General features: G+C 63.3%; 22 protein-coding genes. 15 read left to right on the top strand and 7 right to left on the bottom strand.

Annotated elements, in window-relative coordinates:
- Positions 1 to 204 precede the first annotated feature (204 nt).
- The 8 genes from I6L45_RS10390 to putP all read left to right on the top strand — a co-directional run bounded on the left by I6L45_RS10390 (position 205) and on the right by putP (position 9,065).
- The gene (locus I6L45_RS10390) at positions 205 to 759 is read left to right on the top strand and encodes a GNAT family N-acetyltransferase (RefSeq protein WP_216982021.1); all 555 of its coding nucleotides are present in this window, start codon (positions 205 to 207) and stop codon (positions 757 to 759) included.
- Positions 760 to 796: 37 nt separating this feature from the next.
- On the top strand, positions 797 to 1,351 hold the full coding sequence (gene rimJ / locus I6L45_RS10395; protein ID WP_216982022.1) for a ribosomal protein S5-alanine N-acetyltransferase: 555 nt from the start codon (positions 797 to 799) through the stop codon (positions 1,349 to 1,351).
- A gap of 199 nt (positions 1,352 to 1,550) precedes the next feature.
- Complete coding sequence (locus I6L45_RS10400; RefSeq protein WP_134697276.1) at positions 1,551 to 2,657, top strand: 1-acyl-sn-glycerol-3-phosphate acyltransferase; 1,107 nt, start codon at positions 1,551 to 1,553, stop codon at positions 2,655 to 2,657.
- Positions 2,658 to 2,963: 306 nt separating this feature from the next.
- The gene (locus I6L45_RS10405; RefSeq protein ID WP_216982023.1) at positions 2,964 to 3,434 is read left to right on the top strand and encodes a YhcH/YjgK/YiaL family protein; all 471 of its coding nucleotides are present in this window, start codon (positions 2,964 to 2,966) and stop codon (positions 3,432 to 3,434) included.
- A gap of 164 nt (positions 3,435 to 3,598) precedes the next feature.
- Positions 3,599 to 4,798, top strand: coding sequence for an acetate kinase (locus I6L45_RS10410; protein WP_216982024.1), 1,200 nt, complete (start codon positions 3,599 to 3,601; stop codon positions 4,796 to 4,798).
- Positions 4,799 to 4,931: 133 nt separating this feature from the next.
- Positions 4,932 to 6,173 (top strand): mechanosensitive ion channel family protein, encoded by a 1,242-nt coding sequence (locus I6L45_RS10415; RefSeq protein ID WP_216982025.1) that lies wholly within the window; start codon positions 4,932 to 4,934, stop codon positions 6,171 to 6,173.
- 182 nt (positions 6,174 to 6,355) lie between these two features.
- Complete coding sequence (locus tag I6L45_RS10420) at positions 6,356 to 7,282, top strand: L,D-transpeptidase family protein (RefSeq protein WP_216982026.1); 927 nt, start codon at positions 6,356 to 6,358, stop codon at positions 7,280 to 7,282.
- A 274-nt stretch (positions 7,283 to 7,556) separates the two neighbouring features.
- On the top strand, positions 7,557 to 9,065 hold the full coding sequence (gene putP, locus I6L45_RS10425; RefSeq protein WP_216982027.1) for a sodium/proline symporter PutP: 1,509 nt from the start codon (positions 7,557 to 7,559) through the stop codon (positions 9,063 to 9,065).
- Positions 9,066 to 9,129: 64 nt separating this feature from the next.
- Here the strand turns inward: putP and I6L45_RS10430 are convergent, their stop codons facing one another.
- The gene (locus tag I6L45_RS10430) at positions 9,130 to 9,732 is read right to left on the bottom strand and encodes an MliC family protein (RefSeq protein WP_043762457.1); all 603 of its coding nucleotides are present in this window, start codon (positions 9,730 to 9,732) and stop codon (positions 9,130 to 9,132) included.
- A gap of 114 nt (positions 9,733 to 9,846) precedes the next feature.
- Positions 9,847 to 10,209: a DUF2061 domain-containing protein gene (locus I6L45_RS10435; protein WP_043762456.1), complete on the bottom strand. Its 363-nt coding sequence runs from the start codon at positions 10,207 to 10,209 to the stop codon at positions 9,847 to 9,849.
- 180 nt (positions 10,210 to 10,389) lie between these two features.
- Between I6L45_RS10435 and I6L45_RS10440 the strand changes: the two genes are divergently transcribed.
- Positions 10,390 to 10,632 carry a hypothetical protein gene (locus tag I6L45_RS10440; RefSeq protein ID WP_216982028.1) on the top strand — a complete coding sequence of 81 codons (243 nt, stop codon included), beginning with the start codon at positions 10,390 to 10,392 and terminating at the stop codon, positions 10,630 to 10,632.
- Positions 10,633 to 10,678: 46 nt separating this feature from the next.
- On the opposite strand, the gene I6L45_RS10445 is transcribed toward I6L45_RS10440, so the two are convergent.
- From I6L45_RS10445 to I6L45_RS10455, 3 genes are read right to left on the bottom strand one after another with little or no spacing between them, the layout of a single operon-like run.
- Positions 10,679 to 11,533 carry a 23S rRNA (adenine(2030)-N(6))-methyltransferase RlmJ gene (locus tag I6L45_RS10445; protein WP_216982029.1) on the bottom strand — a complete coding sequence of 285 codons (855 nt, stop codon included), beginning with the start codon at positions 11,531 to 11,533 and terminating at the stop codon, positions 10,679 to 10,681.
- Complete coding sequence (locus I6L45_RS10450; protein ID WP_216982030.1) at positions 11,527 to 11,988, bottom strand: DUF2390 domain-containing protein; 462 nt, start codon at positions 11,986 to 11,988, stop codon at positions 11,527 to 11,529. The genes I6L45_RS10445 and I6L45_RS10450 overlap by 7 nt, the downstream gene beginning before the upstream one ends.
- Entirely contained in the window at positions 11,981 to 13,891 is a 1,911-nt protein-coding gene (locus I6L45_RS10455; protein ID WP_043762450.1) for an ABC transporter ATP-binding protein, read from the bottom strand. The genes I6L45_RS10450 and I6L45_RS10455 overlap by 8 nt, the downstream gene beginning before the upstream one ends.
- Before the next feature lie 146 nt (positions 13,892 to 14,037).
- On the opposite strand from I6L45_RS10455, the gene I6L45_RS10460 reads away from it, so the two are divergent.
- The 3 genes from I6L45_RS10460 to I6L45_RS10470 all read left to right on the top strand — a co-directional run bounded on the left by I6L45_RS10460 (position 14,038) and on the right by I6L45_RS10470 (position 17,140).
- Positions 14,038 to 14,448: a CBS domain-containing protein gene (locus tag I6L45_RS10460; RefSeq protein ID WP_043762448.1), complete on the top strand. Its 411-nt coding sequence runs from the start codon at positions 14,038 to 14,040 to the stop codon at positions 14,446 to 14,448.
- Between the two features lie 315 nt (positions 14,449 to 14,763).
- On the top strand, positions 14,764 to 15,864 hold the full coding sequence (locus I6L45_RS10465; RefSeq protein ID WP_043762447.1) for a porin: 1,101 nt from the start codon (positions 14,764 to 14,766) through the stop codon (positions 15,862 to 15,864).
- A 331-nt stretch (positions 15,865 to 16,195) separates the two neighbouring features.
- Entirely contained in the window at positions 16,196 to 17,140 is a 945-nt protein-coding gene (locus I6L45_RS10470; protein ID WP_216982031.1) for a chemotaxis protein CheV, read from the top strand.
- 53 nt (positions 17,141 to 17,193) lie between these two features.
- Here I6L45_RS10470 and I6L45_RS10475 read toward each other — a convergent pair whose 3' ends face one another.
- Positions 17,194 to 17,802: an arylesterase gene (locus I6L45_RS10475; protein ID WP_216982032.1), complete on the bottom strand. Its 609-nt coding sequence runs from the start codon at positions 17,800 to 17,802 to the stop codon at positions 17,194 to 17,196.
- 57 nt (positions 17,803 to 17,859) lie between these two features.
- On the opposite strand from I6L45_RS10475, the gene I6L45_RS10480 reads away from it, so the two are divergent.
- Together I6L45_RS10480 and I6L45_RS10485 are read left to right on the top strand one after the other, a co-directional pair.
- Entirely contained in the window at positions 17,860 to 18,579 is a 720-nt protein-coding gene (locus I6L45_RS10480) for an ABC transporter ATP-binding protein (RefSeq protein ID WP_043762443.1), read from the top strand.
- 162 nt (positions 18,580 to 18,741) lie between these two features.
- Complete coding sequence (locus I6L45_RS10485) at positions 18,742 to 21,195, top strand: ABC transporter permease (RefSeq protein ID WP_216982033.1); 2,454 nt, start codon at positions 18,742 to 18,744, stop codon at positions 21,193 to 21,195.
- Between the two features lie 43 nt (positions 21,196 to 21,238).
- Here the strand turns inward: I6L45_RS10485 and I6L45_RS10490 are convergent, their stop codons facing one another.
- Positions 21,239 to 22,153: a TIGR01777 family oxidoreductase gene (locus tag I6L45_RS10490; RefSeq protein ID WP_216982034.1), complete on the bottom strand. Its 915-nt coding sequence runs from the start codon at positions 22,151 to 22,153 to the stop codon at positions 21,239 to 21,241.
- A 188-nt stretch (positions 22,154 to 22,341) separates the two neighbouring features.
- Between I6L45_RS10490 and I6L45_RS10495 the strand changes: the two genes are divergently transcribed.
- Positions 22,342 to 23,883 carry a cyclic diguanylate phosphodiesterase gene (locus I6L45_RS10495; protein WP_216982035.1) on the top strand — a complete coding sequence of 514 codons (1,542 nt, stop codon included), beginning with the start codon at positions 22,342 to 22,344 and terminating at the stop codon, positions 23,881 to 23,883.
- Positions 23,884 to 23,908 lie beyond the last annotated feature (25 nt).

Here is a 23,908-nt window from a genome sequence, read left to right on the forward strand (position 1 = left end):
GTCCAGTAAATGCCTGGCTGGCAGAGTGTTTCACCAAAAATGGGCGGGATTGATGACAAGCCCAATAAGCCGACCGGACGGGGCGCTCCATTTGGGGGTTGCCAGCGGGGAGAGCGGGCCGAAAGTCCTTGGCAAACAAGGGATTGATTGACTACATTGGCTCCCATGACGGCGCACGCCGAGTCAACGCAGGGAGGAGTGGCGATGTTTTCATGGCAACTGGATGACGAGCTGGCGCTCCTGTTCCTGCAACCCGACATGGCCAGCGAGCTGTTTCGCCTCTGCCAGCGCAACCGCGACTACCTCTCCCAGTGGTTGCCCTGGGTGCCCCACATCCAGCAACCCTCCGACAGCGCCACCTTCATTCGCCACGCCATCGAGAAATTCGCCCGGGGGGAGGGGCTGACCACGGCCATCGAGTATCAGGGGGAGGTAGTCGGCGTCATCGGCTACAACCAGATCGATCACGGGCTGGCCAAGGTCAGCATCGGCTACTGGCTGGCGGAACGCTGGCAGGGGCACGGCATCATCACCCGGGCCTGCCAGGCCCTGATCCACCACGCCTTCGAGGAGATGGGGATGGAGAAGGTGGAGATCAGCGCCGCCCAGGAGAACGACGCGAGCCGGGCGGTGTGCGAGCGGCTCGGCATGGTGCAGGAGGGGGTGACCCGGCGGGCGGAGCGACTGGCGGACAGGGTGGTGGATCACGTGCACTACGGCCTGCTGCGGGACGAGTGGCTCAGGCTAAGGGATCTCTGATGGCCTTTCTGCCCGCTTCCAACGTCCGGGGGGAGAGATGACGACGCTGCCCCATATCACCACGGCTCGCACCCTGTTGACCGTGCTGCCCCCGGAACGGGCCGACCTGATGCTGGATTTCTATCTGCGCAACCGCACCCACCTCGCCCCCTGGGAGCCCAGGCGGGATGAAAGTTTCTATACCCTGGCCCACTGGCAGGCGCGGCTACGCGACGGCTACGGCCAGTTCTTCGATGGCAGCGCCGTGCAGCTGGCGGCCCTGGATCTGCGGGGAGAGCGAGTGCTCGCCACCTGCAACTTCACCAACATCATGATGGGCATGTTCAAGGCGTGCCACCTGGGTTATGCCATCGACCATGCCCATCAGGGACAGGGACTGATGCACGAGGTGGTGACGGCCGGCATCGACTACCTGTTCGGTGAGCGCGGCCTGCACCGCATTATGGCCGGCTACATGCCGGCGAACCTGCGCAGCGGCGCCCTGCTCGAACGGCTCGGCTTCGAGCGGGAGGGGTACGCAAAGGACTACCTGATGATCAACGGCCGCTGGGAGGACCACGTCCTCACCGCGCTCCTCAACCCCGCCGTCTAGGTGACATTTGCCTGTCAGCCTGCTTGTTGCAGGGAGCGTCTTGACGCGTTGCCCGGCGACGGGAGGCGCTTTTTCACGGCAAGATCGCACTATCTGTATGCGCCTCATACCCCAGACCCCAAAAGCGTGTAAAATTGCGCCCTGAATTTTCCCGGCCGGCAGCTGCTGGTCGCGACTCCATACATGCAAGGCAGACATTGTGACTGAAGTAGACAGATTCGCGGACATTCGCCCCTATCGCGATGATGAAGTGCCAGCGGCCATCGAGCGGCTGATCCAGGATGACGAGTTTATCGGTGCCATCGCCAAATACCGTTTCGGTTCCCTGATGAGCTGGCTGGGCTGGGCCATCCGCCCGCTGATCCGCCAGTTCCTGCGCCACAAGTGGGCCAAGGTCAGCACCATCCATCAGGTGCAGATGGGGGTGACCCGCTACATGACCCGCATGATCGCCACCTCCACCCAGGGGGTGAGCTTCTCCGGGCTCGAACACCTGAAGAAGGAGCAGGGCTATCTGTTCGTCTCCAACCACAGGGACATCGCCATGGATCCGGCGTTCGTCAACTGGGGACTGCACACCCACGGTTTCGATACCGTGCGCATCGCCATCGGTGACAACCTGCTGCGCAAACCCTGCGCCACCGAGTTGATGAAGCTCAACAAGAGCTTCATCGTCAAGCGCTCCGCCAAGGGGCCGCGGGAGATGATGAAGGCGCTCGGCGAGCTGTCGGCCTACATCGGCCAGTCGGTACACGAGGGGCACTCCATCTGGATCGCCCAGAAGGAAGGGCGCGCCAAGGACGGGGACGACAAGACGGATCCGGCCATCCTCAAGATGTTCTACGTGGACGGCAAGAAGCAGAAGATCGAGTTCGTCGACTACATGCGCAGCCTCAATATCGTGCCGGTCAGCATCAGCTACGAGCTGGATCCCACCGACATGGCCAAGGCGCGCGAGCTCTACGAGAAGTCGGTCAACGGCAGCTACGAGAAGGGCGAGTTCGAGGACATCGAGAGCATAGTCGCGGGCATCGTCGGCCAGAAGGGGCGGGTACACGTCTCCTTCGGCGCCCCCATCACTGAGGGGTTCAGCGATCCGGACGAACTGGCCGCGCTCATCGACAAGGCCATCTGGAGCAGCTATCGCCTCTTCCCCGGCAATTACCTGGCCGCGGATGTCCCCAATCGGGCCAGCACGACCGAGCAGGCTGCCTTCCTGACCCGCCAGTCCGAGGTGCCAGCAGAGCACAAGGCCATCTGGCGCGCCATGTATGCCAAGCCGGTGGAGAACGCCAACAAGGTTTGAATGGCACCGGTCATGACAGCTTGATACGAAAAAAACGGGAGCAGATGCTCCCGTTTTTGCGTCTGGTCAAAGTTGGCGGCCATCGGGTAGTGAATAATATTGTTTCAGCTGGTACGATAATCGGGTGAACGAGCGGTATCTCCTGGCGAGGGACGGGCTGTGCAACAGCCGCCCGACGCCTTATGTAGCGAGAGGCTCGGTTCGTGTCCGCACGGATGGCGGGCGACACCAGACAAGGACCTTCAGGGGTCCTTTTTCATTGATGCAGAAAGATAGACCACAGATATAGCTAAGGATGCGAACCCCATGATCACCGGCAGCCTGGATACCTTGCAACGCACCCCCTTGCCCGCTCCCCTGGACCGCATCATGGCCGAGGTGGTGCAGAGCGTCGGACGCTGGCTGGATGCCCCCCTCGGCAAGCAGGAGATCGACGGTCTCAATCTGTTCTGCCTGGTGAGCGAGGATCTGACCGAGCCGGCTGCGGATCGTCGCGGCGAGTTTCACGAGCAGTACCTGGATATCCAGCTGCTGCTGCGCGGGGAGGAGTGGATCGGTGTGGGACCCCATGCCTATGTCCGGGACGGCGCCGATCATCCTTACCCCGACCTCTGGTTCGTCGACGACGAGCAGACCAGTTATCTGGCGTTGCAGCCCGGCGACTTTGCCATCTTCTGGCCGGGAGAACTGCATCGCCCCCTCTGCACTCCTCAACCGCCGGCACAGGTGAAGAAGCTGGTGGTCAAGGTGCATCGGGATCTGCTGGCCGGGCTCTGATCGCCCGTACCGGCCCTCCTGCGGCAGTGAACACGCTGCGCAGGCCGAATCGAAAAATTGGACGCAGCCTCCTGCGACCATACGCCCCCGGCAGGGGAATCCCATCCATCGCTGGATGACACGACACTGTCGGCATCACGCCGACGCACAGGAAGATGTAGAACATGAGCAAGTTGGTATTGATCCTTAACTGCGGTAGCTCTTCCCTGAAATTTGCCGTAATGGACGCCGAAACGGGCGAGGACATGCTGTCCGGCCTGGCCGAATGCTTCAATCTGGACGATGCACGCATCAAATGGAAACTCCACGGGGTCAAGGGCGACGCCATGCTGGGCGCGGGTGCCGCGCACCAGGAAGCTCTCGACCACATCGTGGGTCACATCCTGCCCCAGGATCCCGCCCTGGCCGAGCAACTGGTGGCCATTGGCCATCGCATCGTGCACGGCGGCGAGCAGTTCTCCCGCTCCGTGCGCATCGATGAGGGCGTGATCGCCGGCATCGAGGCCGCCATCCCGTTCGCCCCCCTGCACAACCCGGCACACCTCATCGGCATCCGTGCCGCCCTCAAGGTCTTCCCGGCCCTGGCCGAGAAGAACGTGGCCGTGTTCGACACCGCTTTCCACCAGACCTTGCCGCAGGAAGCCTACCTCTACGCGCTGCCCTACAGGCTCTACAAGGAGAACGGCATCCGCCGTTACGGCGCCCACGGCACCTCCCACCGCTTCATCGCCGAAGAGACCGCCAAGGCGCTGGGCAAGCCGCTGGAAGAGCTCAACATCATCAACTGTCACCTGGGTAACGGCGCCTCCGTCTGCGCCATCCGTGGCGGCGAATCCGTCGACACCTCCATGGGGCTGACCCCGCTGGAAGGGCTGGCGATGGGCACCCGCTCCGGCGACATAGACCCCGCTGTAGTTTTCTTCATGCACGACCAGCTCGGCAACAGCGTGGAGCAGATCAATCACACCCTGACCCGTGAATCCGGCCTGCTGGGCATGACAGAGGCGAGCAGCGACTGCCGCTATGTCACCTCCAACTACGCCACCGACGACGGTGCCAAGCGTGCGCTTGACGTGTTCACCTACCGGGTGGCCAAGTATGTCGGTGCCTACGCCGCCGCCATGGACGGTCGTCTGGACGCCCTGGTGTTCACCGGCGGTATCGGCGAGAACGCCGCCATGGTGCGCGAGATGGTGCTGGCACGCCTGGCCCTGTTCGGCTTCAAGGTCGACAAGGAAGCCAACAACGCCGCCGTGCTCGGCGGGGAAGGCCCCATCACCACCGCTGACAGCCGTCTGGCCCTGGTGATGCCCACCAACGAAGAGCTGGTCATCGCCCGCGATGCCCTGAGCCTGGTCGGCTGATACCGCCCCGGTTAGAACCCAGCGCCCGGCCCTGCCGGGCGCTGTCATTTTCGGCGCCTGCTGAGTACCCCGTCATTTGACATGAAGGACCAGATACGTACCCTGACCGCAGTGTGATATTGCGGAGGTAGTGATGAAAGAGATGTTTTTCAACTGGTTGTCCGGGCTCGGTGTCGAGGTGACACCCATGATGGCCCTGGTGATCGCCCTGGGGTTCATCCTGCTGACCGCCCTGGTGCTGCACCTGGTGCTGCACCGCATCCTGCTGGTGCGCCTGGTGGGTCTGCTTGGCAAGGCCCAGCAGGCGTGGCTGCCCCCCCAGTTGCAGCAGCGTCTTTTCTATCGCCTCGCCTTCGTGTTGCAGGGGGCCGTGCTGCTCGGCCAGGCGGAGATCTGGCTGCCCAAGGCGTCCGACAGCCTGGCGCTGATCGAACTGGTGGCCCAGCTCTGGATCCTGCTGTTCCTGCTGCTGGCGCTGTTTGCCCTGCTCGACTGCCTGCTGTCGGTGAGCCGCCATACCCGGCTCGGACGGGATCTGCCCCTGCGCGGCATCTTCCAGGGGGTGAAACTGGTGGCCAGCATCCTGGTCGGCATCCTGATGATCGCCCTGCTGCTCGGCAAGTCACCGCTCTTCCTGTTCAGTGGCCTGGGGGCCATGACCGCAGTCCTGATGCTGGTGTTCAAGGACCCCATCCTGGGCCTGGTGGCCGGGATCCAGCTCTCCGCCAACCGCATGCTGAGCGTCGGTGACTGGCTGCAGATGGATAAATACGGGGCGGATGGCGAGGTGACCGACATCGGCCTCACCACGGTCAAGGTGTCGAACTGGGACAAGACCATCACCACCATCCCCACCTATGCCCTCATCTCCGACTCCTTCAAGAACTGGCAGGGGATGACCGAATCCGGTGGCCGCCGCATCAAGCGCAGCGTCAACATCGACATGACCAGCGTGCGCTTCCTGACTTCGGAGGAGCAGCTGCGGCTCAAGCAGGCCAGGTTGCTGGCGCCCTATCTGAGCCGCAAGGAGCAGGAGCTCAGCAGCTACAACCAGCAGCTGAGCGACGCCATCAGTTGCCCCATCAACGGCCGCCACCTCACCAACCTCGGCACCCTGCGCGCCTATCTGGATGCCTACCTGCGCGCCCACCCGGGCATTCGCAAGGACATGACCCTGATGGTGCGCCAACTGGCGCCGACCACGGACGGCCTGCCGCTGGAGATCTACTGCTTCACGGCGACCACCGCCTGGGCCGAGTATGAAGGGATACAGGCTGACATATTCGACCACATATTTGCGATTATTGAGCAATTTCATCTGAGATTGCATCAATCTCCAACCGGTTATGACATGCACGCCTGGAAGGCTGGCTGATACCGCTTCCGGCGTGGAAGAGGGGACGTGGCGCTGTACCTTATTTAATCACTGACCGTCATCACGCAGCGGTTGAAATTTGGCAGGCAGAAGAGAAAAATGGCGGCCTTCTCTTTGCCCCGGGGGCCTGAGCCCCCGGCCTGGCCAGAGTACTGAACCATCCCCTTTATCACAGGAACGTTATGAAGCTCCTCCACAACACGGCGGCCGCACTGTGCTGCTCCCTAATCCTGGCCGCCATGCCCGCCCTCGCCATCGAATATGCCCTGCCCGCAGCCAACAGCCGCCTGGTGGGTGAGAACCTGGATTACGTGGTGTCGGCCGAAGAGGCGGGCCAACCCCTGGAAGCGGCCGCGGCCAAGTTCCAGCTGGGCTTGACCAACATGCTGGAAGCCAACCCCAAGGCGGATCCCCTGCTGCTGCAGGCCGGCGAGAAGATGGTCATTCCGCACCAGCTGATCCTGCCGGATGCCCCCCGCGAGGGCATAGTGCTGAACGTGGCCGAGATGCGCCTCTATTACTATCCCAAGGGCAAGAAGGTGGTGGAAGTGCTGCCCATCGGCATCGGCCAGCTTGGCACCGACACCCCGGAAGACTGGGTGACCAGCGTGCAGCGCAAGAAGGCGGGCCCGACCTGGACCCCGACCGCCAAGATGCACGCCGAGTACGCCGCCCGTGGCGAGACCCTGCCTGCGGTCTGGCCGGCCGGTCCGGACAACCCCATGGGGCTGTTCGCGCTCTACATCGGCAAGATGTACGCCATCCACGGCACCAACGCCCAGTTCGGCATCGGCCTGCGAGTGAGCCACGGCTGCGTGCGGCTGCGCAACGACGACATCGAGTACCTGTTCAAGCAGGTCCCGGTCGGTACTCGCGTCCAGTTCGTGAACCAGCCCATCAAGGCCTCTGTCGAGCCGGATGGCCGCCGCTATCTGGAAGTGCACCAGCCGCTCTCCCGCAGCCAGGAGGAGTTCGACTCCAGCCTGCCGGCACCGCTGCCCATGTCCACCGCCGTGACCCGTTTCATCGCCCACGCGGACAGCGACTCCCAGCTGGTCAAGCAGGCCCTGGAGCAGCGCAGCGGCATGCCCATCGCCATCAACCGCTGATCGTTTTTTCGTCGAACTCGAGCCCCGGCTTCTGCCGGGGCTTTTTTATGTCATCGGGAAGGGGAACATCAGGGTAAATCCTTGGTGTATTGGGATAAAATCCGGCCTTCATGGCAGTGAGTGGTTACTTGATTAGGTGTGAAACGTTTTTCTTGTGTTTTTTATTTGTTAAAAGTGGTTGTGATCAGGCGATCCGCTGATTACTCTAGGCCGGTTTTTTTAAGGAAGAGCCCGTCACAAGAACGGGCACAGACGTCACATAACGGAGTTTTGAATGACAGCTAGCACCCCCATGCTCATCACCTTTCTGGTGTACATCCTCGGGATGGTCCTGATCGGCTTCATCGCCTATCGCGCCACCCGCAACTTTGACGACTACATTCTCGGCGGCCGCCGTATGGGGAGCTGGGTGACCGCCCTCTCCGCCGGTGCCTCCGACATGAGTGGCTGGCTCCTGATGGGCCTGCCCGGCGCCGTCTTCATCGGCGGCATCTCCGAGAGCTGGATCGCCATCGGTCTGGTCATCGGCGCCTATCTCAACTGGCGCTGGGTCGCCGGTCGACTGCGGGTTCATACCGAGAAGAACCGCAACGCCCTGACCCTGCCGGACTACTTCACCTACCGCTTCGAGGACAAGAGCCGGGTGCTGCGCATCCTCTCTGCCCTGGTGATCCTGCTGTTCTTCACCATCTACTGCGCCTCCGGCGTGGTGGCCGGTGCCCGCCTGTTCGAGAGCACCTTCGGCATGAGCTATGACACCGCCCTTTGGGTCGGTGCCGCGGCCACCATCACCTACACCTTCTTCGGTGGCTTCCTCGCGGTAAGCTGGACCGATACCGTGCAGGCGACCCTGATGATCTTCGCCCTGATCCTGACCCCGGTCTTCGTCATCATCGCCGTGGGCGGTATCGACACCGCCATGGTGCAGGTGGCGGCGCAGAATGCCAGCAACCTCGACATGTTCAAGAACCTGGACTTCATCGCCATCATCTCCCTGATGGCCTGGGGCCTCGGGTACTTCGGCCAGCCCCACATCCTGGCGCGCTTCATGGCGGCGGACTCCCACCACTCCATGACCAATGCCCGTCGCATCAGCATGACCTGGATGGTGCTGTGCCTGGGCGGCGCCGTGGCCATCGGCTTCTTCGGCCTCTCCTACTTCTCCACCTTCACCGAGCAGGCGAGTGGTGTGACCGGCAACCCCGAGCGGGTCTTCATCGAGCTCTCCAAGATCCTGTTCAACCCCTGGGTCGCCGGCGTTCTGCTCTCCGCCATCCTGGCGGCGGTCATGAGTACCCTCAGCTGCCAGCTGCTGGTCTGCTCCAGCGCCATCACCGAGGATCTCTACAAGCCCTTCCTGCGCAAGAACGCCTCCCAGAAGGAGCTGGTGTGGGTCGGCCGTGCCATGGTGCTGCTGATCTCCCTCATCGCCATCGCCGTGGCCGTGAACCCGGAAAACCGGGTACTGGGTCTGGTGAGCTACGCCTGGGCCGGCTTCGGTGCCGCCTTCGGCCCCGTGGTGCTGCTCTCCGTGCTCTGGTCCCGCATGACCCGCAACGGCGCCCTGGCGGGCATGCTGGTCGGTGCCCTGACCGTCATCGTCTGGAAGCAGTTCGGCTGGCTGGGTCTGTACGAGATCATCCCGGGCTTCCTGTTCGCTGCCGTGGCGATCGTGGTGTTCAGCCTGCTGGACAAGGCCCCCTCCCAGGCCATGCAGGATCGCTTCGCAGAAGCCGAGCAGGAGTTCCAGAGCCCCATGGCCGACGCCATCGCGGTGAAGTAATTCCGCTCAGATAGTAAAAAGCCCCGCAACTGCGGGGCTTTTTCATTGCACGAAGGGAAGGGGACTATTCGTTGCCCCCCTTGCCCAATGGCTGGCAGGTGAGGGCAGGCTGGCCATAGCGCTCCAGTGTCGCGTCATCTCCCTTGGTCCAGAGGGTGAGGTTTTGCCCTTCATATCTGGCCCCGCTGGCGCTGGGGGTTTCATAGGCGAGTACCTGCTGCTGGTCGTTCCCCTCGCTCAGGTTGATCACGGCGGCGGGCAGTTTGGCCTCGTTGTAGAAATAGGTCGAAAGGGTCACTTTGTTGCCGCACTGGTAGTCCACCGGGCTTGGCACCATCAACTGGCCGCCCTTGATCTGCAGCTCGGTGATCCGCATCTGGTAGCTCTTCTCCACGCATTGGCGTGCGTCACTCTCTTTCCAGCACTCGTTGCGTCCCTTGATCCAGCCGCGCTGTATCGCCTTCTCCGTCTTTTTCTGCTCGTCATTGAAGTTGGCCAGCGCCTTGGGGTAGAGAGTCGCCAGTTCGTTGTCCAGTGCGGCGAGCCCTGCATCCTGACAGACAAGCTGCTCGGCCGTGCTGTGGGCCTTGGTGCAGTCGAAGGAGGGAGTGGCCGCCGTGGCCAGTAGCGGCGAGAGAGAGAGGGTGGCAAACAGCATCTTGTTCATCGAAAGGCTCCAGCAAAAGGGGAATACCCCATAACTAGAGCACACTCTACAACATAATGGCGCAGGGACGCCGAGCGCTTTTTACGCCGGGCGCCCCGGAAGAAGGGAGGAAGATCAGGCCAGCGCCAGTTGCTGGCGGCTGCGCCACAGCCGCTCGTGGAAGAAGAACACCACTGTGTTGATGGAAGGTTCGATCAGCGCCATTACGCCACCGGTGAGCAGCTCGCCACTCAGCAGGAAGGCGACGCCGAAGGCCACAGAGAAGTGCACCAGTGCGAAGCTGCTGGTCTTGGCCTGCAGGCTGTGCTCGGGTTTGAACCTGCGCCAGCCAAGGTCGTGGAAGTAGAAGGCGACCGTGTTGACGGCGGGTTCGATCAGGGCGATCAGGCTGGCGGTGAGCAGTTCACCGGTCAGCAGGTAAGCCACGGTGAAGGCGACACTGAAGTGCAGGGCGGCAAAGCTGATGGTCTTTTTCATGGTGGTGGCTCCCTCTGGCGATGAAGGCAGTATCACCCAGAAAACCATTAAATGAAAACTATTCTCATCTATTGGCGAAATAGAAAAAGCCTATCGATCGACATTCACCCACCGAATAGGGAGTTGTATGGGGCCATACCAGCGTTAGAGTGTGCTTTTTGCCATGAAAAAGGAGCTTTCATGACCATCAATGCCAACATTTATGTGCTGTTCATCCTGCTGCTGATGATCATCGTCGGTGTCGTGGCCTGGCGACTGGCCCGGCGCAAGAGCCGCCATCCGGTGCTTGTCACCTTCCTGTGCGTGCTGCTCTGCCTGGCACCGCCCTTCGCCCTGCTGGCGTTGCTCATTCTGGCGCTCTGGCGGGATCTGCCCACAAGACCTGGCGCTGAGCAACCTCAGCCGCCGCTGCCGCAGTCATAGAAAAGCCCCTCGCGGGGCTTTGTCGTTTTTTGCAACGGGTGAGCGGTCAGGCCTCGGCCTGGTTCAGCCACTCCACCCTGTACTGGGCGCCAGTGCCCTGGGCCAGCCTGGCGCACAGGGGGTTCAAGAAGGCTTCGATCTGCTCATCCAGCATCCAGGGGGGGCTGACGATAAGCATCCCGGAACCGTTCATGCCCCAATCGCTAGTCTGGCCGGCCACTTCCAGCTCGGCGACCAAGACGTTACCGAAGTTCTCCCGCTTGATCGCCTTGAGCATATCCCGGGACTTGTCCGCCTCCTGGCCGAGGATGGGATACCAGAGGGCGTAGATGCCGGTGGCCCAGCGCTTTTGCGCTTTTTTAAGGGTATCGACCACGGCGAAGTAGTCTTCTTTCAGCTCATAGGGGGGATCGATGAGCACCAGGCCGCGGCGAGGGGTGGGGGGCAGCAGGGCGACCAGCCCCTCGAAGCCGTCGCGATGGTGGACGGCGACGCGCGGGTCGTACCCCATATTGGCGCGCAGGTCCTCCACCTCGTTGTTGTGCAGCTCCATCAAGGCCAGCTTGTCCTGCTCGCGAATGAGGCGGCGGGAGAGCTCGGGGGAGCCCGGGTAGTAGTGCAGATCGCCCCCCTGGTTCATCTCCTCGATGACACCCAGATACGGCGCCATGGCCACCCACTGGGCGCGCTCGTTCCAAAGACGGCCAATGCCGTCGGCATACTCGGCCTTCTTCTGGGACCAGTCGCCGCGCAGGTCGTAGAGACCGCCACCGGCATGGGTATCCAGCACGATGAAGGGTTTCTCCTTCTTCTTGAGGGACTCGATGATCAGGGCCTGGACGGCGTGTTTCAGCACGTCGGCGTGGTTGCCTGCGTGGAAGGCGTGGCGGTAGCTCAGCATATGAGATCTCTGAGGGGGCCCTGTTGGGCACCCAGTAACGATAGATAGTTTGACAGGTTGTGGCTCTTGCCCCGGGAGAGGGAAAGCTCGCGCAGGGTCTGCAACAAGACGCCTTGCTGCAGCCGCTCCAGTTCCAGTTCGTGGGCCAGCATGGCCTGATACTCCTCGTCGGCCACCCGGCTCTTGGCCTGCTGACGCAGGGCACGCCAGGGGAGCAGCACGGCTTCGGTCTGCACCAGGCCCGGCTGCAGATCGGTGAGATCGACCGGGATCCCGCACTGGTCCAGATAGTGCAGCAGCAGGGCCAGGTTGACGTTGCCGCCCAGGCTCTGCACATGGAGCCAGTCCTGGCTGCGCTGGCCATAGACCTGGCTGCTCCACACCCAGAAGTCGAGGGGAGTGGGCAGCGCGTCGGCGCCGATCCGCTCGCTTGTCATCATCTGTTCGTCACGCAAAGAAGGCTTGCTCCATGGTTTCCAGCTCCTCGGAGAGGTTCATCCACTCCAGTTCTATCTCCTCAAGCTCCTCCTTGAGGGGACCCTGGGACTTTAGCAGCTCGGAGAGCTTTTGCTTGGCGCTCTCCTCGTAGATGGCGGGGTCGGCCAGCTGCTGCTCGATGTCGGCGAGTTTCCCCTGCAGCTTCTCCATGCCAGCCTCGAGCTTCTCGAGCTTCTGGCGAAGCGGCCGGGTCTGCTGGCGGAACTGGGCCTCGAGCCGTTTCTGATCCTTGCGCGCCACAGCCGAGTTGGCGGAGACGGGGCCGTCCGCCGGCTTGGCGTTGGCCTCTCTCTCCTGCTCGCCGAGCCACTTGTGGTAGTCGTCGAGGTCGCCGTCGAATGGCTCGACCCGGCCGCCGTGGACCAGATAGAAGTCATCCGTGGTGGTGCGCAGCAGGTGACGGTCGTGGGAGACCACCACCATGGCCCCTTCGAACCCTTGCAGCGCCATGGTCAGGGCGTGGCGCATCTCCAGATCCAGGTGGTTGGTCGGTTCATCTAGCAGCAGCAGGTTGGGGCGCTGCCAGGTGATGAGGGCCAGCACCAGGCGCGCCTTCTCGCCGCCGGAGAAGGGGGCCACCTTGTCCAGCACCTTGTCCCCGTGGAAGCCGAAGCTGCCGAGGTAGTTGCGAAGCTCCTGCTCCGTCTTGTCCGGGGCGAGGCGCACCAGATGATCGAGGGGAGAGTCATCCAGACGCAGGGTCTCCAGCTGATGCTGGGCGAAGTAACCGATGCTGACCCCGGCGCTCACTTCCAGCTTGCCTGATAGCGGCGCATTGGAGCCCGCAAGCATCTTGATGAAGGTGGACTTGCCCGCACCGTTGCGCCCCAGCAGGCCGATGCGCGAGCCCGGCACCAGGTTGAGCTTGATCTTCTCCAGGATCACCTTGTCGCCGTAGCCGGCACTGAGGTTCTCCATGGCGATGAGAGGGGTCGGCAGGGCCGAGGGCTCGCGAAACTCGAAGCTGAACTCGGAATCGGCGTGGGCGGGCAGGATCTTCTCCATCCGCTCCATGGCTTTCAACCGGCTCTGCGCCTGGCGGGCCTTGGAGGCCTTGTAACGGAAGCGATCCACATAGGACTGCATGTGGGCCATCTCCCGCTGCTGCTTCTCGTACATGGACTGCTGCTGGGCGAGCTGTTCGGCGCGCTGCAGCTCGAAGTCGGAATAGCCGCCGGTGTATTCGTTGAGCTTGCCGTTCTCGATGTGGATGATGCGCCCGACCACGGAGTCGAGGAAGTCCCGGTCGTGAGAGATCAGCACGAGCGTGCCCTGGTAGCTCTTGAGCCACTTCTCCAGCCAGATGACGGCATCGAGATCCAGGTGGTTGGTCGGTTCATCGAGCAGCAGCAGATCGGAGCGGCAGAGCAGCGCCTGGGCGAGGTTCAGGCGCATGCGCCAGCCACCGGAGAAGCTGCGCACCGGCGAGCTCAGCTGATCCCCGCCAAAGCCGAGGCCGTGCAGCAGCTCGGCGGCGCGGGCGCGAATGCTGTAGGCGCCTATGGTATCGAGCCTGCCGTGCAGCTCGGCCACCAGCAGACCGTTGTCATCCGCCTCGGCTTTGGCCAGCTCGGCCTCCAGGGTGCGAAACTCCTTGTCGCCGTCGATCACGTAGTCGAGGGCGGAGCACTCCAGTGCCGGGGTCTCCTGGGCAACGCCGGCAATCTGCCAGCCGGCGGGCAGGCTGAAGCTGCCGTTGTCGATGGCCAGCTCGCCCCGCACCAGCGCAAAGAAGGTGGACTTGCCACAGCCGTTCTTGCCCACCAGGCCCACCTTGTGGCCGGGATGTATGGTGGCGGACGCGTTGTCCAGCAGCGTGCGGCCGCCGCGGATCAGTTCGATTTGACTGGCAACTATCATGGATGGGTCTGCTTGGCTCAATTGAAGGAGAGAATCTTGCGCGGATCTTACGTGAAATGGCACAAATTTGCACTTGAGGGGCGGGGGGATGGCTGCGGCCGGAAAAACGTGTCATAACAGAGACATCTGGTGGCAGGAGGCTGACCATGTTGATTAAAGAGATCATGACGACCCGGGTTGCGACCGTCTCCATGGATGACAGGCTGGGCGTCATCAAGGAGATCTTCGAACAGGCGAACTTTCGCCACCTGCTGGTGGTGGAGGAAGAGGAGCTGGTGGGGGTGATCTCGGACCGGGATCTGCTGCGCGCCCTCAGCCCCTATCTGGACACGGATGCCGAAATGAACCGCGACACCGAGACCCTCAACCGGCGTGCCCACCAGATCATGAGCCGCCATCCCATCACCGTCTCCCCCAACTGCACCCTGAAAGAAGCGGCTGCCATCATGCTGGAGCGGCACATCTCCTGTCTGCCGGTGCTGGAGAATGGCGCCCTGGTCGGCATCGTGAGCTGGAAAGACCTGCTCAGGATCATGAGAGGCTGGCAACCTGTCTGACCCTCCGGGAGGGCGCGCTGTCCATCCTGACAAGCCTCTCATGCGTCCTCTTTGATATATTCATCTGTATTGTTCAGCAATGGCACTGGAATGGTTCTGATAAGTAATAAACAATAGTGATTAATTCTGTGTTTTTGCCACCTTGCGACATCTGGTGTCGTCTGAAATGGTGAAATTGGCGTTTTTATAATTAATCTCACATCGCTTCAGTTCCCATCAAGGTTTGCGGATCTACCTTAGGCCATCGGAACATAAACCCGATCAAACGACCGAGCACAGGTCTGACAGAGAGTGTTTACACCAGAGGAACTAATAATGAAAAAGACAGCATTGACGATGGCCATCTCCAGCCTGCTGCTGGCCGGTGGCGCACAGGCCGCTACCGTTTACGATCAGAATGGCTCCAAGCTGGAGATCGGTGGTCGCGCTCAGGGCATGTACTACGGCACCGATGACAACGACAGCGAAGGCGATGCCAGCTATCTGCGTCTGCACATCGCGGGTGAAACCAAGGTCGATGAAGAGCTGACTGCGTTCGGCTTCGCCGAGTACAACCTGCCGGTCTCCGGGTCTGACAATGACGAGCTGCGTTATGCGTTCGCCGGTATCAAGCACGATCGTTTCGGTGCCTTCAGCTACGGTCGTCAGGACGGCCTGTTCACCAAGGCGGTGAACGATTATACCGACGTGCTGCCTGAGTGGGGCGGTGACGGCCTGGGCAAGGGGACCGAGGTGTTCGGCACCGGTCGTACCAATGGCCTGGCCCAGTACATCTACAACTGGCAGGGTCTGACCCTGGGCGCCCAGTTCACCGGTAACAACGATCCGCAGAACGAGAGCCGCAGCGAGCGCATCGGCCCGAACGGCACCTGGACTCCGAAGGGTTCCTCCGAGGGTTATGCCCTGTCCGCCAACTATGACTTCGACATGGGCCTGAGCCTGGGTGCCGCCTACAACCAGGCTGGCAAGACCGACGAGCAGGCCGAGAACGTGAGCTTCGGTGGCGACAGCGACGCCAAGCTGTTCGGTGTGGGTGCCAAGTACGCCGTCGGCGACCTCTACATGGCTGCCACCTACTCCCACGGTGAAGATCACCTCTTCGTCAACACCGGCTCCATGAGTGGTTATGCCGAGAAGATGGATGGTTACGAAGCCGTCGTACAGTACAACATCACGCCGAAGCTCAAGCCGTCCCTGGCTTACCTGCGCACCGACGTGAAGGACAGCGCGCACGGCATCGATGACACCGCGACCGAATACGTCTCCATGGGCGTCTGGTACAACTTCACCGACAACTTCAACGCCTATGTTGACTACAAGCTGAACCTGCTGGACGAAGTCGGCTCTACCGGCAAGAACAGCCTGAACCAGTCTACCGACGACATCGTGGCGGTAGCCCTGCAGTACAACTTCTAAGTCATTCCCTGACTGCCTGCTGTACCCTGTTGACCGGCCGCATTGCGGCCGGTTTTTTTATGGGCGCGATTTGGTAAAGACCCGATCCGGGGTTCAGCATTGCCCCTTCCTGGTCGATACCCTTGTTGTCGGGCAGTGGGCGATCGGTTTTTCCGTTCCTGGTGTGGCGATGGGGCGGGGATCACGCCCCGTGGTCAAGAGCCTATCTTTCCTCGATCCTTTTTATTATTTCTATAGGGACTTGCGTTGCCCCGGCCGGGGGAGGGCGAGTCTGGTTGGCAGGTGGCACCCCGAAGGGGCGGCACTCGGGAAACGGACGTAAGGGCTTTATATGGCGAGCATATTGGATTCGGTGGATCAACGTACCCAGCTGGTGGGTGAGAATCGCCTGGAGCTGTTGATGTTCCGTTTGGGGGGGCAGCAGCTGTTTGCGATCAACGTCTTCAAGGTGCGGGAGGTGGTGAAGCTGCCCCATCTCAACAAGATGCCGGGGGCCCATCACAACATCAGCGGCGTGGCGAACATCCGCGGTGTCTCCATCCCCGTTATCAATCTGCGCGGTGCCATCGGCATGCGCCCCATGACCATCGACCAGGAATCCAACCTCATCATCACCGAGTACAACCGCACCATCCAGGGCTTCCTGGTGGGGCAGGTCGCACACATCGTCAACATGACCTGGAAGGACATACTGCCGCCGCCGCGCTCGGCGGGCCGCTCCAACTACCTGACCGCCATTACCCGCGTCCCGGAAGGGGGCATCGATCAGCTCGTCGAGATCATCGACGTGGAGAAGGTGCTGGCCGAGATCATCACCTATGACGTGCGCATCTCGGCCCACGTGCTGGACGAGGAGATGCTGCCCCAGATGCAGGGGCGCAAGGTGCTCATCGTCGACGACTCCAGCACGGCACGCAACCAGGTGCGCGAGACGCTGGCCCAGCTCGGGCTGGAGGTGATGGAGTGCCAGGACGGATTGCAGGCTCTCAAGCTGCTCAAGGGATGGTGTGACGGAGGCAAGAAGGTGACCGACGAGATCATGCTGATGATCACGGACGCCGAGATGCCGGAGATGGACGGCTATCGCCTCACCCACGAGGTGCGCAGCGATCCGCGCATGGCGGATCTCTTCATCACCCTCAACACCTCCCTGAGCGGCAACTTCAACGAGGCCATGGTCAAGAAGGTGGGCTGCAATCGCTTCATCTCCAAGTTCCAGCCCGACTTGCTGGTGGACGTGGTGCAGGAGCGGATGCGGCAGATCCTGGGGCGTTGAGCCGGGAACCGACGAGTACGAAGCCCCCGCCATGGCGGGGGCTTCGCATTGGGCTACTGGGTCAGCAGGGGCTCGATGAAGCGGGCGACCCGGTCGCGTATCTGGGGCTGGGCCTCGGCCGTCGGGTGCAGTCCATCGTTCATCATGAGTTCAGGGCGAAGCGCAATATCATCCAGAAAAAAGGGCATCAGGGGCAGGTCGTTGGCCTGCGCCAGGTCCGGGAAGATCTGCTCGAACTGCTGCAGGTAGCGCGCACCGTAGTTGCGGGGCAGCTGGATCTGGGTCAGCACCGTTTTCACCTGGCTCGCCTTGGCCAGCTCCACCATCTTGGCCAGGTTGGCCCGGGTGATGGCGGGGGCAAACCCCCGCAGGCCGTCGTTGGCGCCGAGTTCGATCAACACCCAGTCCGGCTTGTGTGTCTCGAGCAGGGCGGGCAGGCGGGCCAGCCCCCCCTGGGTCGTTTCACCACTGATGCTGGCGTTGATGAGGGTGTGCCCGCCGCCCTGCTGCTGCCATTTTTCATTGAGCAGGGCCGGCCAGCTCTGCTCGGCCTGCATCTGGTAGCCGGCACTCAGGCTGTCACCCAGCACCAGCAGGGTCTGGGCCTGGACAGAGGCGACCCAGCACCACAGGCAGCTCACGGCAAACAAGTGACGCATCATGCATTCAACTCCCAAGTTCTATTGTCATTACAGGCTCTGGCAAACAGGAAACCCAAGATGAGTTCAACGCCCATTATCACCGTCAGGGGGCTCGGCAAGACCGTTCGCCTCGGCCAGGAAAGTCTCACCATCCTTGAAGGGATCGATCTGCAAGTCAATACCGGCGAGACACTGGCGCTGGTCGGCGCCTCCGGTTCCGGCAAGTCCACCCTGCTCGGCCTGCTGGCCGGCCTGGATCTGCCGAGCAGCGGCGAGATAGAGATCCTCGGCCAGTCGCTCACCCGGCTGGACGAGGAGGGGCGCGCCAGGCTGCGCGCCGAGCAGGTGGGCTTCGTGTTCCAGTCCTTCCTGCTGCTCCCCACCCTGAGCGCCCTGGAGAACGTCATGCTGCCGGCGGAGCTGCGCGGCGAGACCGACAGCGAGCCCCGCGCCCGGGAACTGCTCGCCCAGGTCGGACTGGCCGAGCGACTGCACCATCTGCCGCCACGCCTCTCCGGCGGGGAGCAGCAGCGGGTCGCCATCGCCCGCGCCTTCATGACCCGCCCCAGCCTGCTGTTGGCGGACGAACCGACCGGAAACCTGGACAGCAAGACAGGGGAGACGGTGATCGAGCTGCTGTTTCGCCTGAACCGGGAGCACAACACCACCCTGGTGGTGGTGACCCATGATCACGAGCTGGCCCAGCGCTGTCAGCGCCAGCTGGTGATGGCTGCGGGGCGGCTGATGCCGGATGCGCCGAGTTCCGTGGCGGCGGCCCGGGTCGGGGAGCTGTCATGAGTCAGCGAGAGCAGGGATTCACGCCATCGCGCAAGCCGGTGCGGGGTGGGAGGTGTATGTCATGAGTCAGTGGCGACTGGGATTGAAGCTGCTGCGCCGGGAAGGATTCAGTGGCGAGTTGCGGCGTTGGCTTGTGCTGGGGTTGTCTGTGAGGGGGGCGTCATGAGTCAGTGGCGACTGGGATTGAAATTGCTGCGCCGGGAAGGGTTCAGCGGCGAGCTGCGCTGGTTTGTGCTGGCGCTGGCGCTGAGTGTGGCCTGCGTGCTGAGCGTGGCCTTGGTGGCGGATCGCCTGGATGCCGGGCTCAAGGCGTCGGGACGGGACTTTATCGGGGCGGATCGGGTGCTGCGCTCCGCGACCCCGGCGCCGGCCGCCTGGCTGGCGCAGGCGAAGCAGGATGGGCTGCTTGTCCAGACCACGGTGAGCTTCAACAGCATGCTGTTTCACGGCGACGCCCTGCAGCTGGCCTCCATCCGCGCCGTGCCAAGCGACTTCCCCTTCTACGGCAAGCTGGAGCTCAATCCCCAGCGCGCCCCGGCCCCGGGGGAGATCTGGCTCTCTGCCAGGGTGATGCTGCTGCTGGGTGCAAAAGCGGGGGACGAGCTCGAGGTCGGCAACACCCGCCTGAAGGTGGCCGGTGAGCTGGGCCAGGAACCGGATCAGGGGTTCAGCCCCTTCCAGATGGCGCCTCGGGCACTGATCCACAGCGCCGACGTGGAGGCGACCGGTGCCCTCTTGCCGGGCAGTCGCCAGCAGTGGCGTTACCTCATCAAGGGGCCGCGAGAGAATGTCGCCCGTTATGAGGCATGGCTGAGTACCCAGCTGACGCCTGGGCAGAAGCTGATCAAGCCGGACGACGAGGGCTCCCAGGTCGGCAAGCCCCTGGCCAATGCCGAACGCTTCTTCCGCCTGGCGTCCCTCGCCGGTGTGCTGCTGGGGGCGCTGGCCATGGGTATCGCTGTGCGCCACTTTGCCGAGCGCCAGACCAGCATGGTGGCGCTGCTCAAGACGCTCGGTGCGTCGCGGCACACCCTCTGGCAGCTGATGGGCACCCTGCTGTTCTCACTCACCCTGGCGGGGGCGTTGATCGGACTGGCGGCGGGGAGCGCCATGCAGTGGCTGACGCTCTACCTGCTGGGGGATCTGCTGCCGGCGGATCTGCCACCCCCCTCCTGGCGTCCCTTCGCCCTGGGGCTGGCGGTCGCCTTCTTCATCACCCTGTTGCTGGCGTTCGTGCCCTTCCTGCGGCTGCTCAAGGTGCCGCCGCTGCGGGTACTGCGCCGGGAGCTGGAAGCCGGCATTCCCCCCTGGCTGATGGTGCCTGTGGGTCTGCTCGGCCTGTTTGCGCTGGTGTGGGGGTTCACTGCCGACGTCAGGCTGGCGGTGGGCCTCATCGGTGGCATGGGGGTGCTGATGCTGTTGCTGGCGTTGCTCGCCTCCGGGTTGCTTCGCCTCGGCAGCCGGCTCAAGGGGCCCCATGCCCTGCGCCTCGCCATCAGCCACCTCTCTCGGGAGCGCAGCAGCGGCCTGTTCCAGCTGGCGGGCTTCGCCCTGGCCCTGATGCTGTTCGGGCTCCTGTGGGCGGCCCGGGTCGATCTGCTTGAGGACTTCTCCACCCGTCTGCCCGACGATGCCCCCAACCGCTTCCTGGTCAATGTGGCTGATGCGGAGCGCGAAGGCATACTGGCCGACCTGCACCGGGCTGGGGCCATCACCTCGGACTTCTATCCCATGGTGCGCGGGCGCCTGACCAGGATAGCGGGGGAGGCCGTGGGGGAAGACGCGGCCCGTGAGGGGGTGGACAGGGAGCTCAACTTCACCACCACAGCGGCCCTGCCCCCCGACAACAAGGTGACGTCCGGCCAATGGCTCGGTGGCAAGGGGGAGGTCTCCGTCGACGAGGCGTTGGCGGAGCGGCTCGGCATCGCCCTGGGGGATGTGCTCGGCTTCACCATAGAGGGGCGCGCCTTCGAGGCCAGGGTGACCAGCCTGAGATCCATCAAGTGGGACAACATGAGGCCCAACTTCTACATGATCTTCTCCCCGGATGTGCTGGCCCCCTTCTCCCAGACCTGGCTTGGCAGCTATCGGTTGCCTGCCCAGCTGTCGGAGCAGGGGCGCAGCGCCGAGGTGGAGATCATCCGCCGCCATCCCACGGTGAGCCTCATCGACGTGGAAGATCTGATAGGCCGCCTGACCCTGGTCTCCGATCAGGTGAGCCGGGCCCTGGGGCTGATGCTGGGGCTGGTGACGGTGGCCGCCTTGCTGGTGCTGCTGACCCAGACCCAGGCCAGCATGGCCCACCGCCGTCGGGAGCTGCTGCTGATGCGCACCCTGGGAGCGGGCAGCGCCCTGCTCGAGAAGATGCTGCGCTGGGAGCTGGTGGCCAGCGGTGCCCTGGCCGGGCTCTGCGCCGCCATGGTGGTGGAGCTTTGCTCCTTCGGCCTGCAGTGGTGGTGGCAGGGGGCGCAGTGGCAGTTCCACTGGGCCATCTGGGGGAGCCTGCCTCTGCTGGGGGCCCTGCTGGTCACCCTGGCCGGGCAGGGCATGCGCCGTCAGCTGCTGGCGGGCACCCTGAGCGACCGGCTCAGGGGCCTGGGGCAGGGGCTGCTCTGAGGCAAGGTTGCACGACAAGAATCCCGACCCAGGTCGGGATTTTTCATGGGCGGCCGGGACGGGGACGCAGCAGGTCGGCCAGGGCCTCGGGGAGCGCCGGATAGGTGAAGTGGAAGCCCGCCTGTTGCAGGCGGGCGGGCAACACGCGCTGCCCGGTGAGCAGCAGATCCGCCGCCTCCCCCATCAGGAGCCGCAGCAGGGGGGCCGGCACGAAGAAGAGATGCGGGCGATGGAGGGTGGCGGCGAGGGCCTGGCTGAACTGGCGATTGCTGACCGGTTGCGGTGCCGTGCCGTTGAAGATGCCGTCGCTCTCGCCGTGCTCGATGAGAAACAGCATGGCGCGCACCAGGTCCTGCACGTGGATCCAGCTCATCACCTGAGACCCCGAGCCCATGGGGCCGCCGAGACCGAGGCGGTAGGGAGGCAGCATCCTGGGCAGGGCGCCCCCTTCCATGCCGAGCACCAGGCCGATGCGCAGGATGCAGACCCGGGTCTGGGGCGAACGGGCCTGCAGGGCCAGCTGCTCCCACTGCTGACAGAGGCGGTGGGTGAACTCGTCATGGGGGGTCTGGCACTGCTCGTCCAGCGGGGTGTCGTCCTGGCGCCCATACCAGCCGATGGCGGAGGCATTGAGCAGCAATTTGGGGGGCGTGCTGGAGAGCTTGACGAGATCGACCAGCTGCTCGGTCAGCAACCAGCGGCTGTTGCACAGCAGCTGCTTGCGGGCGTCGCTCCAGCGCCCGGCGGCGATGGGTTCACCCGCCAGGTTGATGACGATGTCCACGTCGTTGAGGTGATCCAGCCTGTCCAGGCTGTCGAGCAGGGTGACGTCGTGACCGAGCAGCTCATAGGCTGCGCTGCCCTGGCGGGTCAGTACCACCACCTCGTGCGCCACCTTGAGGTGCGCCACCAGGCGGCGACCGATGAAACCCGTGCCTCCCGTGATCAGTATCTTCATGCTGTGCCTCCCAGCTGCCTCTGGCTCTACTCTAGAGGCTGGGCGCTTGATGGACAAGCGCCTGTTTTTATAAGCATTATGATTTGTGGCCTGGCCAGGACCGAGCCCGGATGGCGCCATCCAGGCTTGCCAAGCGAGCCTCAACGAGTAAACTTGAGCGCTTTTTCGCCTTGACCATGAGGGCTCCTATGCCATTACGCCGATTAAGGGTGCGTCAATTCTACATCAGGCTGCTGTGCGCCTTGCTGGCTGGCCTGCTGCCCATGGTGCTGGGCGCTGTCATCGTCGTCTGGCAGACCACCACAGGGGTGAGGCAGGATGCGATGGCGCGGCTGGATCACGCCATATTGATGTTCGATCGCACCCTGGACAATGCCAGGCTGGCGGCATCGGCCCTGGGCAGCAGCCTGGACAAGCCCTGCCTGGAGGTGGTCCAGGGGCTGCGGGATCAGGTGGCGACGGTGCCGGATGTGCGCAGCGTCAACCTCGCCAGGGGCGAGACCATCTACTGCACCTCCCTCTATGGCCCGGTGAGCGGGAGCTTCCAGCTGGGGGACTACACGGATGGCATGCTCGATCTGATGAAGGGCAACCCGGTCACCCCGAACCGGCCGCTCATCGTCTACCGGCAAGGGGTGGGGGAGTTCAGCGTGCTGGTGGGGGTCGATGGCTACTACCTGCTCAACATCCTGGACATGCTGAGCCGCACCTCGCCCCTGGGGCTGGTGGTCGGCAAGGAGATGCTGCTGCGGGAGAGCCGGCTCACCGACCGCCTCATCCCCCCGGACAGCCCCGGCTACCTGGAGCTGGCGTCGAGCAAGTATCCGTTCAAGGTGGTGACCACGGTGTCGACCAACGAGTTCGGCGCCCACATCTGGGACTACTCCAGGGTCGGCATCATCGCCTACCCCCTGGTGGGTCTGCTGATGGGGCTGGCCACTTTCTGGCTGATGGGGCGGGCCGCCTCGCCGCTACAAGAGTTCCGGCGGGCTCTGGAGAAGCAGGAGTTCATCCCCTATCTGCAGCCTGTGGTGACGGGGGAGGAGGGGACATGGAGCGGCTGCGAGGTGCTGATGCGCTGGCAGCACCCCCGTCACGGGCTGATCTCGCCGGATCGCTTCATCCCCATGGCGGAGGAGTGCGGCCTCATCGTGCCCATGACCCGCTCCCTGATGAAGCAGGTGCGGGAGGCCTTCTCGCCCCAGGCCCGGACGCTGCCAAAGGGGTTCCACTTCGGCTTCAACATCAGCGCCAGCCACTGCCGTGACCTGAGCCTGGTGGAGGATTGCCGGGACTTCATCAACGCCTTTCGGGACAACCCCGTCAAGCTGGTGCTGGAGCTGACAGAGCGCGAGCTCATCGTGGCGGATGAGACCACAGACCGGCTGTTTGCCGAGCTGCACGCCCTCGGCGTCTTCATCGCCATCGACGACTTCGGCACGGGCCATTCGAGCCTCGCCTATCTGCAGGCCTTCCAGGTCGACTTCCTCAAGATCGATCAGAGCTTCGTCGGCATGATAGGGTCGGACGCGCTCTCCAGTCACATCGTGGAAAACGTCATCGATCTCGCGACCCGCCTCGGTCTGCAACTGGTGGCCGAGGGGGTGGAGAACCAGGTCCAGGCGGACTATCTGCATGCACGCCGGGTGACCTTCCAGCAGGGATACCTCTATGGCAGGCCCATGCCCATGACGGCGTTCGCCAGCCTGCTGGCGAAGGACAGTCCCTGAGGCCCGGGCGGGAGATGAAAAAAAA

It is taken from the genome of Aeromonas sp. FDAARGOS 1415 (genome assembly GCF_019048365.1).
GTDB lineage: Bacteria > Pseudomonadota > Gammaproteobacteria > Enterobacterales > Aeromonadaceae > Aeromonas > Aeromonas taiwanensis.